Annotated in this window: 17 protein-coding genes; 8 read left to right on the forward strand and 9 right to left on the reverse strand. The window is 65.6% G+C overall.

What is annotated here, in order from left to right:
* Positions 1-438: 438 nt before the first annotated feature.
* From U4Z31_RS17950 to U4Z31_RS17965, 4 genes are all read left to right on the forward strand, one after another.
* Positions 439-1,656 (forward strand): DUF2863 family protein, encoded by a 1,218-nt coding sequence (locus U4Z31_RS17950; RefSeq protein ID WP_044844642.1) that lies wholly within the window; start codon positions 439-441, stop codon positions 1,654-1,656.
* A 209-nt stretch (positions 1,657-1,865) separates the two neighbouring features.
* Positions 1,866-2,702 (forward strand): response regulator transcription factor, encoded by an 837-nt coding sequence (locus U4Z31_RS17955; protein ID WP_044844643.1) that lies wholly within the window; start codon positions 1,866-1,868, stop codon positions 2,700-2,702.
* Positions 2,703-2,777: 75 nt separating this feature from the next.
* Complete coding sequence (locus U4Z31_RS17960) at positions 2,778-3,452, forward strand: energy-coupling factor ABC transporter permease (RefSeq protein ID WP_044844644.1); 675 nt, start codon at positions 2,778-2,780, stop codon at positions 3,450-3,452.
* 136 nt (positions 3,453-3,588) lie between these two features.
* Positions 3,589-4,242, forward strand: a complete 654-nt coding sequence (locus U4Z31_RS17965; protein WP_321810981.1) for a BspC domain-containing protein — start codon at positions 3,589-3,591, stop codon at positions 4,240-4,242.
* Between the two features lie 82 nt (positions 4,243-4,324).
* On the opposite strand, the gene U4Z31_RS17970 is transcribed toward U4Z31_RS17965, so the two are convergent.
* Entirely contained in the window at positions 4,325-5,479 is a 1,155-nt protein-coding gene (locus U4Z31_RS17970) for a M14-type cytosolic carboxypeptidase (RefSeq protein WP_321810982.1), read from the reverse strand.
* An 88-nt stretch (positions 5,480-5,567) separates the two neighbouring features.
* Positions 5,568-6,350, reverse strand: a complete 783-nt coding sequence (yaaA, locus tag U4Z31_RS17975) for a peroxide stress protein YaaA (RefSeq protein ID WP_321810983.1) — start codon at positions 6,348-6,350, stop codon at positions 5,568-5,570.
* Between the two features lie 57 nt (positions 6,351-6,407).
* Between yaaA and U4Z31_RS17980 the strand changes: the two genes are divergently transcribed.
* Positions 6,408-6,905: a putative toxin-antitoxin system toxin component, PIN family gene (locus U4Z31_RS17980; protein WP_044844648.1), complete on the forward strand. Its 498-nt coding sequence runs from the start codon at positions 6,408-6,410 to the stop codon at positions 6,903-6,905.
* A gap of 33 nt (positions 6,906-6,938) precedes the next feature.
* Positions 6,939-8,111: a pyridoxal phosphate-dependent aminotransferase gene (locus U4Z31_RS17985; RefSeq protein ID WP_321802130.1), complete on the forward strand. Its 1,173-nt coding sequence runs from the start codon at positions 6,939-6,941 to the stop codon at positions 8,109-8,111.
* A 49-nt stretch (positions 8,112-8,160) separates the two neighbouring features.
* On the opposite strand, the gene U4Z31_RS17990 is transcribed toward U4Z31_RS17985, so the two are convergent.
* Positions 8,161-8,817 (reverse strand): glutathione S-transferase, encoded by a 657-nt coding sequence (locus U4Z31_RS17990; protein WP_257772852.1) that lies wholly within the window; start codon positions 8,815-8,817, stop codon positions 8,161-8,163.
* A 211-nt stretch (positions 8,818-9,028) separates the two neighbouring features.
* Here U4Z31_RS17990 and U4Z31_RS17995 point away from each other — a divergent pair, with 211 nt between their 5' ends.
* Together U4Z31_RS17995 and U4Z31_RS18000 are read left to right on the forward strand one after the other, a co-directional pair.
* Positions 9,029-9,820 (forward strand): oxepin-CoA hydrolase, alternative type, encoded by a 792-nt coding sequence (locus tag U4Z31_RS17995; protein WP_124522500.1) that lies wholly within the window; start codon positions 9,029-9,031, stop codon positions 9,818-9,820.
* A gap of 174 nt (positions 9,821-9,994) precedes the next feature.
* A complete protein-coding gene (locus U4Z31_RS18000) occupies positions 9,995-10,687 on the forward strand; it encodes a glutathione binding-like protein (RefSeq protein ID WP_044844731.1) in 693 nt (230 codons plus the stop codon).
* A gap of 51 nt (positions 10,688-10,738) precedes the next feature.
* On the opposite strand, the gene U4Z31_RS18005 is transcribed toward U4Z31_RS18000, so the two are convergent.
* The 6 genes from U4Z31_RS18005 to U4Z31_RS18030 all read right to left on the reverse strand — a co-directional run bounded on the left by U4Z31_RS18005 (position 10,739) and on the right by U4Z31_RS18030 (position 15,261).
* Positions 10,739-11,215 carry a MaoC family dehydratase gene (locus tag U4Z31_RS18005; protein WP_044844652.1) on the reverse strand — a complete coding sequence of 159 codons (477 nt, stop codon included), beginning with the start codon at positions 11,213-11,215 and terminating at the stop codon, positions 10,739-10,741.
* A complete protein-coding gene (locus U4Z31_RS18010) occupies positions 11,212-11,673 on the reverse strand; it encodes a MaoC family dehydratase (protein ID WP_044844653.1) in 462 nt (153 codons plus the stop codon). Before U4Z31_RS18010 ends, U4Z31_RS18005 begins: the two co-directional genes overlap by 4 nt.
* A 34-nt stretch (positions 11,674-11,707) precedes the next feature.
* Positions 11,708-12,841 carry an acyl-CoA dehydrogenase gene (locus tag U4Z31_RS18015; RefSeq protein WP_321810984.1) on the reverse strand — a complete coding sequence of 378 codons (1,134 nt, stop codon included), beginning with the start codon at positions 12,839-12,841 and terminating at the stop codon, positions 11,708-11,710.
* A 19-nt stretch (positions 12,842-12,860) separates the two neighbouring features.
* Positions 12,861-14,057, reverse strand: a complete 1,197-nt coding sequence (locus U4Z31_RS18020; RefSeq protein WP_124522494.1) for an acyl-CoA dehydrogenase family protein — start codon at positions 14,055-14,057, stop codon at positions 12,861-12,863.
* A gap of 54 nt (positions 14,058-14,111) precedes the next feature.
* Positions 14,112-14,534, reverse strand: coding sequence for a DUF1178 family protein (locus U4Z31_RS18025; protein ID WP_006756910.1), 423 nt, complete (start codon positions 14,532-14,534; stop codon positions 14,112-14,114).
* Between the two features lie 136 nt (positions 14,535-14,670).
* A complete protein-coding gene (locus U4Z31_RS18030) occupies positions 14,671-15,261 on the reverse strand; it encodes an NUDIX domain-containing protein (protein ID WP_044844655.1) in 591 nt (196 codons plus the stop codon).
* Positions 15,262-15,288 lie beyond the last annotated feature (27 nt).

Below are 15,288 nucleotides of genomic sequence, written 5' to 3' on the forward strand. Positions count from 1 at the left end.
AGATCAGCTCGCGACCATCAAGCGCCCACACTTATCGGCTGTTAATTTTTAAAGAGCATGTCTGCGAGAAACTTCGTGTTTCCCAGCAGCGCTGCGTTTTCAGCAGCAGAGAAGCGAGATTATGAACCGTCTTTTTCAGCTCGTCAACAACTTTTTAACTGCTTCGTTGCGACGACTGGGGTTCAACTTCCAGCACCGCCGAGGCCGCTACGACCCGCCCGACAGCACCGCTTCCCTTCTTCTCCCGCGCCGCGTTTGCGTTAGCGCGAAAGAGGCGTGATTCTAAGCACCTGCCGGCAATCGCGCAAGGGGTTCGATGGATTTTTCTTTCATCCCCGCCGATTCGGCCTTCCGGCCATGCCGGAGCACGAGACCGCTTATGGCGCAAAGAACGGACTAGAATGTGAGGTTCTTCGCCTCTTTCTATACGTATTTAATATGCGCCAGCGAATCGCCAAACGCCTCCCCCCCGACGCCGACAAACTGGTCGGCCTGTCGCTTGCGCTCTTCGCCTCGGGCAGTCGCATCGAGGATCGCTTCTGGGAAGCGAAGCTCGATGCGCTGCTTGCCAAGATTGTTCGCAACGGCAACCAGACCACGCTCGACGCAGCACTCGACCATCTGCAGCAGAACCACCCCGACGCCTATGGCGCGCTCGCCGACATGGCCGAGACGCATAGCGAATCGATGGTGATCGAACACGACGGCCAGCCGTACGATGCGCTGCTGGTCGCCGTTCCCGTTCTCGCCTGGACGCGCTACATGATTCCGTCGGGCCCGCTGAAAGGCGACGTCGCCGACGCACTGCGCACGCACCTGCAGGCGCACGTGCTCGCCACCGGCACGCTCGTCGGGCTGGCCCCGTTCCTGTACAGCATCGACCAGTTGCCGCGCCACCACGTCGAGACCTATCGGCTCGCCCAGCAGCTCGCGCACGCGGCGCTCGGCCAGCACGCCGCCAAGCTCAGCTTCGGCGACCTGCCCGAAACCTCACCGATCCTGGCCGACCCGCGCTTCCTGCTCGCCGTCGTCGCCGCGCCGGCCGGCGCACCGCTGTTTCGCTGGCAGGAGGAAGAACACGGCAACCGGATCGAACGCGGCCAGTGTCTCGAGCAATGGACTGCCCAGGGCGGCCCGAACCTGTCGGCTGCCCTGCCCGGCTGCGAGTTCGAATGCCTGCTTCCGGACGCGTACTACTCGGCCTGCCGCGACGCGGACGAGCGCATCCGTCCGCACACGGTCCGAACGGCCATCCGTTATCTTTTCGACACACTTGGTGCGGCACCGCAAGAGCTGCGCGCGGTGGTCGCAGGCTTCGGCGAGCGCCGGATCGACGAGTATCGCGTCGGCTTCACGCGACGTGCCAGCAACGACGTGATCTATGGCGTCGTGTGGCCGCTGTACGGTCGCGAGAACGGTGACGTGTCGATCGACAGTGCGACGCTCGAAGGCGAAGCACCGATCGAAGGGCCGCTCGAGGAGATCGTGAGTCTGTTGAAGGAATGCGGTGTAACCGACGTCCGCCGGCACGCAGGCCGCTTCGAGCCCGAGTACTGCGACGACTGCGGCGTGCCGCTCTATGCGGATCCGCTCGGCGAGATCGTCCACGCGGAAATGCCGGAAGACGCATCGCCCGCCCAGCCGCACTTTCACTGATCGTGCACGGCAGGCCCGCTGAGCCTGCCCAACGAAGCCGTTCCCGGTTCCTGCCGGAGCGGCTTTTTTTTCGTCCGCATTTCCCTCACGAGAAATTTCAGACTTTTCCTAATCCTTTCAGCCAAGCAGACATCGTGTAAGGTTTTTGTCATTATCGGAACCACCCCATGCCGACGGCAGCTCAATGACTCACCTTACGGAGGTTGAATATGCGGTTCCTGGTGCTTAACTCAGACGCCGAACGGCGTGACGGACTGAAAGCCCTGCTGCGGCAGATCGACCGTCACGCCCGCATCAACGATGCACCCGATGGTTTCCAGGCGCGCCGGCTGCTGCGTACCCAACGTTTCGACCTCGTTGCCATCGACTGGCTGGACGTCGGGCGGCACAGCGAACTCCAGGCGCTCTGCAGCGCCTGCTCGCCGACGCCCGCCGCGGTGCTGATCGACGAATCCACGCCGGAGGCCATCCAGCGCTTCTACAACTACGGTGTCGCGGGCGTGATCCCGCACTCCACACGGCCGCACCTGATCGTGCGGGCGCTCGAAATGGTTCTGCTGGGCGGCCATTACATCCCGCCGATCGCGCTCAGCCTGCTGCCTTCCGCCGCCGCGGCGCGTCACGATGCCCACTTCCAGACGCTCGCCGGATCGCTGCCGCGCCGCCCGCCAAGCAGCCTCCTGTCGCCTAGACAGGCGCAGATCATGCGCTTCGTCCATATGGGCAGCACCAACAAGATGATCGCCCGCACGCTCGGCATCAGCGAAGGCACCGTGAAGATCCACCTCGCCAGCATCTTCCAGCAGCTGGGCGCGGCAAACCGCGCTGCCGCAGTCGCGATCTACAACGGCTGGCTGTCGCCCCATCTCGAGGTGCTGCTGGCGAACCGCGATCGTGCAAGCAAGCCCGTCATCGGCGAACGCGGCCCGGTCCCCCTGCGCAAGCAACGGAACGACCGTCCATACCCGCTGCCTGCCGCGGACACCAGCACTCGCGACCTGCCGCTCGCGGCCGAACCGCGGGCGCGGTTTCGGCGCGACCGCTGATCGGACAGTCTCGATATTGCGACGGTCGACATGTGCGGATTCCCACCTTTGATGCTCAACGAGTAATATGGACCCATGGGTTTTCTTTTCACACCGCTTCCGCTCTGGGTTGGCATCGGTGGCTGGATCGCCGCCGTGGCGCTGCTCGTGCTCGCGCTCTGGAATCGTCCCTTCGTCCGGCTGCAGGACGCAACGCTCCAGCACGTGTGGCTCGCGCTCGTCACTGCGATCACGGTGCTGTGGGCCTCGAATGCGTGGCTCGAAGATGGCATCGTCATGCACCTGCTCGGCGCGACGCTGCTCGTCACGCTGTTCGACTGGACGCTTGCGCTGATCGCGATGGGTGCCGTCACGGCCGTCGCCGCGATCGTCTTCGATGCGCCGTGGCAAGGCATCGGTCTCACCTATCTGATCTACGGCGCGCTACCGGTCGCCGTGTCCGCGTTGCTGCAACGCGCCGCGATCGCGTGGCTCCCGCACAACCTCGCATCGTTCATCATCGGCCAGGGGTTCCTGTCACCGGCCATCGCGATCGTCTCGGTCGCCGCGGCCGCGGCCGGTGTCCAACTCGCGCTCGCGGACGGCGTGCCCGTCGTGATTCCCGCCGGCTATCTGCTGAACACCGCGCTGCTCGCGCTCGGCGAAGCGTGGTTCACCGGCATGGCCACCGCGCTCATCGCTGTCTATCGTCCGGCGTGGGTCACGACGTTCGACGTTCGGCGCTATCGCCTCGGCGGCCCGCGCGCCTGAACGCGGCGGCCCCGATGCGAGCGGTGCGCGCGGCGATCCGTTTGCGCAGCGCGGGAGAGTGCAACGCCTACTGCCGCACAACTTTTTTACGCTAAGATTGAACTCCTGATCTTCATCGGGCATCTATACGTGCCCGATGCCTCATTTGCTCCTCACCAATAACCAGATGGACAGCTCACCTGCCTCGCTCCGGATTTTCCGGGCGCTCGGCAAGCTGGCGGCCTGTGTCGCGGGCCTGTCGCTTGCGCTTCCGGCACCGGTATTCGCCGACCTCCTCGACCAGCGCTCCGAACTGATCAACAAATTCGTCAACGAGATGCACGCCGATCCGATCGTCGCCGATTGTGCGGCGCACGGCAGCTTCATCGCCAGCACGTCGTCGGCCTTCGATCGCGTCGACTTCGCACCGAACGCGTTCGAAAACGGCAAGGCGACGATCACGCCGTGGAACGATTCGTTCGATCAGGGCAAGCAGCGCGTGAAGGTCGACAACATCGTTACCGTGGATGGCCTCGGCGTCCACAGCGACGGCAGCGACCCGACACCGCTGAAATTCCGCTGCGGCTACGTCGGTCAGCAAATGCTTGCGTTCAGCTGGAACGATCCCGTGCCGCCGCTGAAGCCGCGCGTCGAGCGGCCGTCGTCGTCGACGAAGAAGTTCAACGGCAAGTCGCACCGCGGCAAGGTGAAGGCCAAGGCATCCGGCCGCACCGGCAAGAAAACCGTCGCAACGAAAAAATCCAGCGGCCAGAAGAGTGCCGTGAAGAAGAAAACCGCGAAGAAGTCCTGATACGACGGAGCGGCAACGACAGAAGCCAAAAAGCCGGCACATCATGCGATGCGCCGGCTTTTTCATATCGACGACGATGCGCTTACGCGAACGTCTCGACGTGCACCAGGATTGCCGCCAGCATCGCAGCGCCAAGCGCCGCGCTCCGCTCGCCATTCCAGCCGACCCGCTCGTCGGGCAGGTTCGCGTTGTCCTTGAACGGCATCTCGAGCGTCAGCGACAGGCAGCCGAACTGATGGCCGATGTACTTCGACGCGAGCTTGAGCGCGTCTTCCTTGTACTTGCTCGCCGCATAGCCGTGCTCGGTCTGGAAATCCGGGCTCGCGACCTTGAACGCATCGATGAACGCGGTCTGCTCCCTGCCCTGCTGCTCGGTAAAGCTCGGCAGCATCTCCGAACCCGCAACGAACACGTACGGCAGATCTTCGTCGCCGTGAATGTCGAAGAACATGTCGCAGCCGATCGCATGGATCGCATCGCGCACGGCCAGCACTTCGGGGCTGCGCTCGGCATCGGGCTCCATCCACTCGCGATTCAGGTTCGCGCCCGCCGCGTTGGTGCGCAAGTTGCCGTGCACGCTGCCGTCCGGATTCATGTTCGGGACGATGTAGAACGTCGCGCGGTCGTACAGCTTGCGCGCCACCGGATCGCCCGCCCAGTCGCCCCATCCGGCGAGCCGCTTGACGAGCCCTTCGACGAACCACTCGGCCATCGTCTCGCCCGGGTGCTGGCGCGCGATGATCCATACCTTCTTCTTCGGTGCCCCGTCGACTTCCGGCGTACCGAGCGTCAGCAGCGACATCGGACGGCCTTCGACCGTGCGGCCGAGTTCGACGACGCTCGCCTGCGGCAATTGCTGAACCGCGCCGAGGAACGCCGCATGGCGCTCTTCCGAGTACGGCTCGAAATACGCGTAGTAGATGCTGTCGAACTCGGGCGTATGGTCGATGGTCATCGTCTTGCCGTCGAATGTCGTCGGCACGCGGAACCAGTCGACCCGGTCGTAGCTCGCGACTGCACTGTAGTTGCGCCATCCCGACGGATACGCGCATTCGGCTGCATTCTCGAACGACATCACGCACCGCTCGCCGCGCGCGCCCGTCAGGCGAAAGTAGAACCATTGCGCGAATTCCGAGCGGTTGTCGCCACGTATGCGCAGCCGGATCGCGTCCGGGCTGTCGCACGACACGACGTCGACTGCGCCTGCGTCGAAATTGCTGGTGATCGAAAGGGTCATCTGTCTCTCCAATTGCGACCGGAGCGGGCGGTCTGCCACGTGTCCGGCCTCATGCATGCACCGGCCGTCTCGTGAACGGCCGGCTCGGTCACTCGCCGATTCGCCGGCGATATACGTAAGTCGAATCGTTCGACGCAGCGGCATCGAACGCGTAGTCTTCCACCGCGAAATCCTTCAGCGCGGCCGGCTCGGCGATGCGGTTCTCGACGATATAGCGCGCCATCAGGCCACGGGCGCGCTTCGCATGGAAGCTGATGATCTTGTAGCGGCCGCCCTTCCAGTCCTCGAACACCGGCGTGACGATCGGCGCGGCCAGCAGTTTCGGCTTGACCGACTTGAAGTACTCGGTCGACGCGCAGTTGACCAGCACACGTGCCGCGCCGCTGCGCGTCTCGAGCTGCTCGTTCAGTGCCCGCGTGATGCGGTCGCCCCAGAACGCATACAGATCCTTGCCGCGCGCGTTCGCGAAACGCGTGCCCATCTCGAGCCGGTACGGCTGCAGCAGGTCGAGCGGGCGCAGCAGCCCGTACAGGCCCGACAGCACGCGCACGTGCTGCTGCGCATAGTCGAGATCGGCGGCCGACAGCGATCTGGCATCGAACCCTTCGTACACGTCGCCGTTGAACGCGAGCACCGCCTGCTTCGCATTGGCCGTCGTGAAGGTCGGCGACCAGTCCGCGTAGCGCTGGAAGTTCAGCCGCGCGAGCGGATCGGAGATGTCCATCAGCGTCGAGATGTCCTGCGGCGACAGCTTGCGCAGGCCGTCGATCAGTTCCGACGCATCGTCGACGAATGCAGGCTTCGTGTAAGACGGGACGTGGGCGGGCGTATCGTAGTCGAGGGATTTGGCTGGGGAGAGAACGATTATCATAGAGGCTCGCTGGCACGCCGTGCCTTGCGGTCAGACGAAAACCACCGATTGTAACGAATGACCCGCTCCCTCGCCCCGCATGCCGCACATCGCGTCGTGCTCGACTCGAACGTCTGGATCGACATACTCGTATTCGACGACCCCGCCACCCGCCCGATCCGGGCTGCGCTCGAACGCGGCACGCTGGCCGCCGTGATCGACGGCCGCTGCCTGAACGAACTCGAGCTCGTGCTCGACTATCCGCAGTTCCAGGCGCGCGCGATCGACAAGGCCGAAGCGCTCGCGACCGTCGCCCGCCTGACGCGCCTCGTCGAGCCGCCGCCCGTCGACGCCGACGCGCCGCCGCTGCCGAAGTGCAAGGACCGCGACGATCAGAAGTTTCTCGAGCTCGCGCGCGCCGCGCAGGCCGACTGGCTCGTGTCGAAGGACCGTGCGCTGCTCAAGCTCGCGAAGCGCACCGCACGCGACTTCGGCTTCCGGATCGCGCAGCCCGCGCCATTTACCGAAGCCTGCGCGCTCGATGCCGCGTCGGCCACCCCCACCACGCCGGCCTGACGAGCCCGGCGCCACCCGCTTGCGACCGTATCGATGAACGCTCCTACCGACATGCCTACGACTCCCGTTTTCCCCTCGCGCCTGCCGAACGTCGGCACGACGATCTTCACGGTGATGAGCGCGCTCGCCGCCGAGAAAGGCGCCGTGAACCTCGGCCAGGGCTTCCCGGATTTCGACTGCGACCCGCGCATCGTCGACGCGGTCGCGGCCGCGATGCGCAACGGTCACAACCAGTATCCGCCGATGGCCGGCGTCGCGCCGTTGCGCGATGCGATCGCCGACAAGATCGCGCAGGTCTACGGCCGGCGCTACGATCCGGCCACCGAGATCACGGTCACGGCCGGCGCGACGCAGGCGCTGCTGACGGCGATCCTGTGCGCGGTGCATCCCGGCGACGAAGTGATCGTCGTCGAACCGACCTACGACAGCTATCTGCCTTCGATCGAACTGGCCGGCGGCAAACCCGTGTTCGTCACGCTGGAAGCGCCCGACTATGCGATCCCGTTCGATCGCCTGGCCGCCGCGATCACGCCGAAGACGCGGATGATCATGATCAACACGCCGCACAACCCGACCGGCACCGTGTGGCGCGAGGCCGACATGCGCAGGCTCGAGGAGATCGTGCGCGGCACCAACGTGCTGATCCTGTCGGACGAAGTGTACGAACACATGGTCTACGACGGCGCGCGGCACGAGAGCGTCGCACGCTACCCGGACCTGGCCGCGCGCAGCTTCATCGTGTCGAGCTTCGGGAAGACCTACCACGTGACGGGCTGGAAGGTCGGCTACGTCGCGGCGCCTGCCGCGCTGACCGCGGAGTTCCGCAAGGTCCATCAGTTCAACGTGTTCACGGTGAACACGCCGATGCAGATCGGGCTCGCCGACTACCTGCGCGATCCGGCGCCGTACCTGACGCTGGCCGGCTTCTACCAGAACAAGCGCGACTTCTTCCGCGCCGGCCTCGAGCGCACGCGCTTCAAGCTGCTACCGTGCACCGGCACGTACTTCCAGTGCGTCGACTATTCGGCGATCAGCGATCTGCCCGAAGCGGAATTCTCGAAGTGGCTCACATCGGAAATCGGCGTGGCGGCGATTCCGGTGTCGGCGTTCTACCACGAGCCGCACGAGTCGGGCGTCGTGCGCTTCTGCTTTGCGAAGCAGGAAGGCACGCTCGCATCCGCACTCGAACGGCTCGCGCGCCTGTAAGGCTTGCCTCGGCGACCGGGCGCGGCATGACACCGCGCCCGCACCGCGCTTACGAACGCGCGGCGCTCGCCGCCTCGACGTAGGCCTTGCGATCGGCCGCCACGCGCTGCGCGGCCGGCCGCTCGCCAACCAGCTTCACGTGCGCCTTCCAGTCGATGCCGGCGTCGAGCAGGAAATCGCGGCCGAAGACGGCCTTCGTCGCCATCCCGATCACCGGCAGGTGGATCGCTGCGGCAATGTCCGCAAGACTGAACGTGTCACCGAGCACGTACGGCGAGAACTGCGTCATCCGCTTGAACGCATCGATCGCGCGCGGCAGGCGCTTCTCGACGTGCGCCTTCATCCCGTCGCTGACCTTGCCGCCGAAAAACGCTTCCGTATAGACCTCGCGCGCGGTCCATTCGAGATACAGCTCGAGCGTCTCGACGAGTTCGCGCACCTTCGCGGCCGCGAACGGCCCGGCCGGGAAAATGGCCTTGTCGGGATAACGCGCCGCCAAATACTCGATGATCACCTGCGACTCGAACAGCGCGCCCTCTTCCGTCTTCAGGAACGGAATCTTGCCGAGCGGCGAATCGGCGAGCAGCGCCGGATCGTTGATCGGCAGACCGCATGCCGATTCCTCGAACGGGATGCCATGCTCGAGCAGGACGAACTTCACCTTGTTGTAATAGTTGGACAACGGAATACCGCACAGCTGTAGCATCGGAGTCTCCTTCGTTGCTGAGGCGCGGCCGCAGTGATGCCGGCCGCATCGGGATGCGTCGCGCTGAAAAGCACGTTCGTGCTAGTCTAAAGCAGTTTCGCGTCCGTCAAGACAACGATACATCCGCTGCGGCATCACCCTCACGGGTAGGCGCGCAAGCCCGCGCAACATGCGGCGCCGCAACCCCGCCATTCGATGGAGACACACTCGCATGAGTGCTGAACTGCTGGCCTCGCGTCCGCCCGAAAGCGAATCGACGCTCGTCCTCACGCTGTCCAATCCCGGCGCGCGCAACGCGCTGCATCCCGACATGTATGCGGCCGGCGTCGAAGCGCTCGCCACCGCCGAGCGCGATCCCGCGATTCGCGCGGTCGTGCTCACGGGGGCCGATCGCTTCTTTTGCGCGGGCGGCAACCTGAACCGGCTGCTCGACAACCGCTCGAAGGATCCGTCCTACCAGGCCGACAGCATCGATCAGCTCGGCGCGTGGATCACGGCGCTGCGCGCAACGACGAAGCCCGTGATCGCGGCCGTCGAAGGCGCGGCGGCCGGCGCGGGCTTCTCGCTCGCACTCGCGTGCGACCTGATCGTTGCCGCGCACGATGCGAAGTTCGTGATGTCGTACGCACGCGTCGGCCTCACGCCCGACGGCGGCGGCTCGTGGTTCCTCGCACGTGCGCTGCCGCGTGCGCTCGCCGCCGAAATCCTGTTCGAGGGCAAGCCTGTCGCGGCCGAACGCCTGCATGCGCTCGGCGTCGTCAACCGGCTCGCCGCGCCCGGTGCCGCGCTGTCCGACGCGCTCGCGTGGGCCGACTCGCTTGCCGGCATCTCGCCGAACGCGCTGACACGCATCAAGTCATTGCTCGACGATGCGACCGCGCAGCCGCTCGATGCGCACCTCGGCACCGAGCGCGATCACTTCGTCGCGTCACTGCATCACGCGGACGCGTTCGAAGGCATTACCGCATTTCTCGAGAAACGCCAGCCGCGCTACAAGCGCTGATCCGGCGCGCGGCCACCGCTCGAACGCCGGTTCCGCCGCCTCGGCGACACGCGCGCGCAGGCGCGTGGCCGCACGTTGCCGTCGCCTGCAGCCCGCATCGATCCATGCTCTAATGACCGCCTGTCGCGGCGCCCTGTCGGCGCCGTTTTCGCGCATGCAATAAAGGAGTTGACGATGATCGACGTCTACAGCTGGGCGACCCCGAACGGCCACAAGGTACACATCATGCTCGAGGAAACAGGCCTCGCGTATCGTGCGCATCCGGTCGATATCGGTGCGGGCGACCAGTTCGAGCCCGAATTCCTGAAGATCAGCCCGAACAACAAGATCCCCGCGATCGTCGACGCGGATGGCCCCGGCGGCAAGCCGATCTCGCTGTTCGAATCCGGCGCGATCCTCGTTTACCTGGCGGAAAAGACCGGCAAGTTCCTGCCGACCGAGCCGGCCGCGCGCTACGCGACGCTCGAATGGCTGATGTTCCAGATGGGCGGCGTCGGCCCGATGCTCGGCCAGGCGCATCACTTCCGGCTGTATGCGCCGGAGCAGATCGAGTACGCGGTCAATCGCTACACGAACGAAGCGAAGCGCCTGTACAACGTGATGGAAAAGCGCCTGGGCGAATCCGCCTATCTCGCGGGCGACACGTACACGATCGCGGACATTGCGACGTTCCCGTGGACGCGTTCGTGGCAAAACCAGGGCATCGTGCTCGACGAACTGCCGAACGTGAAGCGCTGGCATGAAGCCATTGCCGCGCGTGCCGCCGTGCAGCGAGGCGTCGAAGTACTCGCGTCGCTGCGCAAGCCGCTGCAGGACGACAAGGCACGCGAGATGCTGTTCGGCGCGACGCAATACGCGAAGCACTGAAGCACCGCGCGCCCTGTGACGCAGCGGCATCCGTCGCTGCCGCCGCGCGCCTCAGAAGTAGTGCAGTGTAATGAATTCCGCCGAACAAACGGGCAACGGCGCATCCGGACGCTCGACCTGCATCGACACCGACCACGTCACCTGCACGCCGCCCCGCGCGGCCTGCGCGGCTTCCTTCACCGCGAACAGCGCGCGCACGCGTGCGCCGACCGGCACCGGCTTCAGGAACCGCACGCGGTTCAGTCCGTAGTTCACGCCCATCTTCTGCTCGAAGCGCATCGCATCGGTCATCAGCGCGGGAATCAGCGACAGCGTCAGGAAGCCGTGCGCGATCGGGCCGCCGAACGGCGACTCGCGCCGCGCACGCTCGGGATCGACGTGAATCCACTGGTGATCGCCGGTCGCGTCCGCGAACCCGTCGACCCGGCGCTGGTCGATCTCGACCCAGCCGCTCGCGAGCGGTTCCGCGCCGACTCGCTCGAGCAACGCTTGCGTCGACGCGATCAGCGGCAATGTCACGTCCGTCATGCACCCGCTCCTTGCGGATGGCGCAGCCCGAAGATTACCTTGGTATGCACGGTGATCACCGTGTCGCCGGCACCGTTGAGGCCGATCCACTCCGTCGACACGATGCCGCGATCGGGCTTGCTCGCCGACACGCGCTTGTCGTGGACCTTCTGGTACATCGTGATCGTGTCGCCGGCACGCACGGGCTTGAGCCAACGGATCGAATCGATGCCGGGCGAGCCCATGCTGGTCGAATCCGGCCCGAGCTTCTTGATGAGCAGGCTCATGAACACCGAACACGTATGCCAGCCGCTCGCGACCAGTCCACCGAACGGCGAGGCCTTGCCGGCTTCCTCGTCGAGGTGGAACGGCTGCGGATCGTAGCGTTGCGCGAACGCCTTGATGTCGTCCGGTTCGAACGTATAGCGGCCGATTTCGGTCGTACTGCCGACTTCCAGATCTTCGTAACTGATACCCACTGTCTATCTCCTGTAGCGCGCTCGCGCGTCGCCGTCATGCCGCGTCGGTCTGCGCGAAATCCGGCAGGGCCGCGATGCGCGCAAGGTGATGATCGGTGTCGCCGAGGGTCGTCTCGATGATCGACAGCCGCTTGAACAGGTGTGCGGCGGCGACCTCGTTGGTCACACCCATGCCGCCGTGCAGTTGCACGGCCTGCTGGCCGACGAAGCGCGCGGCCGCGCCGACCCGCGCCTTCGCGGCCGACACCGCCTTGCGCCGCGCGTCGGCGTCGCCGCCCGCGTAACGCACGGCGGCCAGGTAAGTCAGCGAGCGCGCCTGCTCCGCGTGAATCAGCATGTCGACCATCCGGTGCTGCAGCGCCTGGAAGCGCGCAATCGGCACGCCGAACTGTTCGCGCGTCTTCGTGTATTCGACCGTCGCGCGGTTCAGTTCGTCGAGTGCGCCGACCGCTTCCGCGCAGAGCAGGAAGGTCGCGTAATCGGCAATCTGCTCGAGTGCGGCCGCATCGCGTGCGCCGCCCGTCAACTGCCGCGCGGGCGTTTCCTTGAACTCGATCGTCGCGGCGCGCTGGCCGTCGATCGTCCGGTAGTCGACGAGCTTCACGCCCGCGGCATCGCGATCGACGACGAACAGGCCGATGCCGCCGCCGTCGACGCGCGCGGGCACGATCCACACATGGGCCTGTGCGCCGTGCTGAACGATCGACTTGATGCCGGTCAGCCGGAACGTGCCGCCCTGCTCGCGCGCATGCGTTTCGAGTTCGTACAGGTCGTAGCGCGCCCGCGGTTCGTGGAATGCAACGGCAACGCGCTTCTGCCCTTGTGCGATCGCTTCCAGCAGCGCGGCATCGTCGCCCGTGCCGGACCCGGCGATGCGCAGCGCCTCGATACCGACCGCCGTCGCCCAGTACGGCTCGACCACGAGTGCGCGGCCGAGCTCCTGCATCACGACCAGCATGTCGACCGGGCCGCCGCCGAATCCGCCCTGTGCGTCCGGCACGGGCAGCGCGGTCAGGCCCAGCTCCGCGAATGCGCTCCATTGTGCATCCGACACGCCCGCCTCGCTGCGCACGATGGCCTGGCGCGCGTCGAAACCGTATTGCTCGCCGAGATAACGGCGCAGCGCGTCGGCGAACTGTTGCTGCTCATCGGTAAAGCTGAAATCCATGGTTGTCTCCGTTCCCTGATCACAGCCCCAGGATCATCTGCGCGATGATGTTCTTCTGAATCTCGTTCGAACCACCGTAGATCGACGTCTTCCGGTAATTGAAGTAGTACGCGGCGAGCGGCGCCGCATCGTCGTCGCCCGCGCTGCTGTGTTCGCGCTCGCCCTCGAGGAACGGGACATCGAACGGCGCGGCGAGCGGCCCGATCGCCTCGAACATCAGCTCGGTGAGCGCCTGCTGCACCTCGGTGCCCTTGATCTTCAGCATCGATGCCTCGGGGCCCGGCCCCTTGCCGCTCGTCTCGCGGCTCACGACGCGCAGCACCGTCACCTCGAGCGCCATCAGCTCGACCTCGAGCGCCGCGATCTTCGCGGCAAACACGGGATCGGCGAGCAACGGCTTGCCGTTCTTGCGCTGGTTCGACGCCACGCGCTTCAGGAATGCGAGCTCGCGCTTCGACGCGCCGACGCGTGCAATGCCGGTGCGCTCGTGGCCCAACAGGTATTTCGCGTAGGTCCAGCCGCGGTTTTCATCGCCGACGAGATTCTCGACGGGCACCTTCACGTCCTCGAAGAACACTTCGTTGACTTCGTGATCCTCGTCGAGCGTGATGATCGGACGCACGGTGATGCCGGGCGTCTTCATGTCGATCAGCAGGAACGAGATGCCCTCCTGCTTCTTCGCCGCCGGATCGGTGCGCACGAGACAGAACATCATGTCCGCGTACTGGCCGAGTGTCGTCCAGGTCTTCTGGCCGTTGACGACGTAGTGATCGCCGTGGCGTTCGGCGCGCGTGCGCAGCGATGCGAGATCCGACCCGGAGCCCGGCTCCGAATAGCCCTGGCACCACCAGTCGGTGCCGTCGAGAATGCGCGGCAGATAATGGCGCTTCTGCGCTTCGCTGCCGTATTTCATCAGCACCGGCGCGACCATCGACACGCCGAACGGCAGCACGGTCGGCGCGCCGATGCGTGCGCACTCCTCATCCCAGATGTGCCGCTGCGTCGCGTTCCAGTCCGGGCCGCCGTATTCGGCCGGCCACGCGGGCGCGGACCAGCCGCGCTGGCCGAGAATCCGGTGCCAGCTCGCGAAATCCTCGCGGTCGAGTCGTTTGTGATCGAGTACCTTGGCGCGCAGTGCGTGAGGCAGATTGGCCTCGAGCCAGGCGCGGACGTCGACGCGGAACGCGTCGTCGGCGGGGGAATAATCCAGATCCATGCGCAGTGTCTCCTGGCCGCGGCCGTCCGGGCCGCCAAGGACACACTGCATACGTCATTGCAGCGGTTCTTTCAGCGCGGCAGGAATCGGCAGCGGCATCACGTCGATGCCTTCTTCGGCCAAGGATTGCGCATCCTCCGGCGTCGTGACGCCACGAATGCTGCGTGCCGGCGCCTCGTTGTAATGGATGCGCCGCGCTTCCTCGGCGAAGCGCTCGCCCACGTTCTCGGTCTTCTCCAGCACCTCGCGCAGCGCGCGCATCACCTGCGCCTGCAGCGCACGCGGATCGGCCGGCTGGGCCTGCGTCGCGCCCGACAGGTTCAGGCGAGGCGCCGACGGCATCCGGTTGATCTCGGTCGTCCCGCATACCGGACATTCGACCAGCTTGCGGGACAACTGCGCTTCGAACTCATCGGCGGAAGCGAACCACCCTTCGAACCGATGGCCGTGCGGGCACTGTAAATCGAGGACCTTCATGCTGAATCAGGGCGTGTGACGAGTGTAGCGCAAAACGCGCTTTTGTGAACGATCGTGCTAAACCAGGATCGCGCGGCCGGCCAGCAACCGCGTCACCCGATTGTAACGCGGCGCCCCACCCGCCGCTGACGCGTCGTCAGGGCTGCTCGACCGGACCCAGCGGCCAGGCGCCGGACAGCACCTTGTCGAGCCACATCGTGCCGATGATCGTCTTCACGTCGGTGATCTGGCCCGTGCGCACCCACTCCTGCAGGTCGGGCAGCGTCGCCGTGAAGGTTTCGAGGAATTCGCCTTCGTCGAGCTTGCGCTCGCCGGCCGTCAGGCCGCGCGCGAGATACAGGTCGATGAATTCGGTCGAATAGGAAATGATCGGGTGAATCCGGGCCAGGAACACGTATTCGCGTGCCGTGTAGCCGGTTTCCTCGCGCAATTCGCGCACCGCGCAGGCGAGCGCGCCTTCGTTCGGATCCAGCTTGCCGGCCGGGAATTCGGCCATGACCTTGCCGATCGGATAGCGGTACTGGCTTTCCATCAGCACGCGGCCGTCGTCGAACAGCGGGATCACCATCACCGCGCCCGGGTGCTGGACGTATTCGCGCGTGGCCTGCTTGCCGTCCGGCAGACGGACGGTATCGCGCTTCAGCTTGAGGAACGAGCCTTCGAAAATCGCCTCGCTCTCGAGGCAGGTTTCGGTCAGTGCGGCGTCGTGATTGGGTAGTTCGGCCATCGGCGGCTCCAAGAATGAGCGCGACGG

The organism is Burkholderia sp. BCC1985, assembly GCF_905339915.1.
Classification (GTDB): Bacteria; Pseudomonadota; Gammaproteobacteria; order Burkholderiales; family Burkholderiaceae; genus Burkholderia.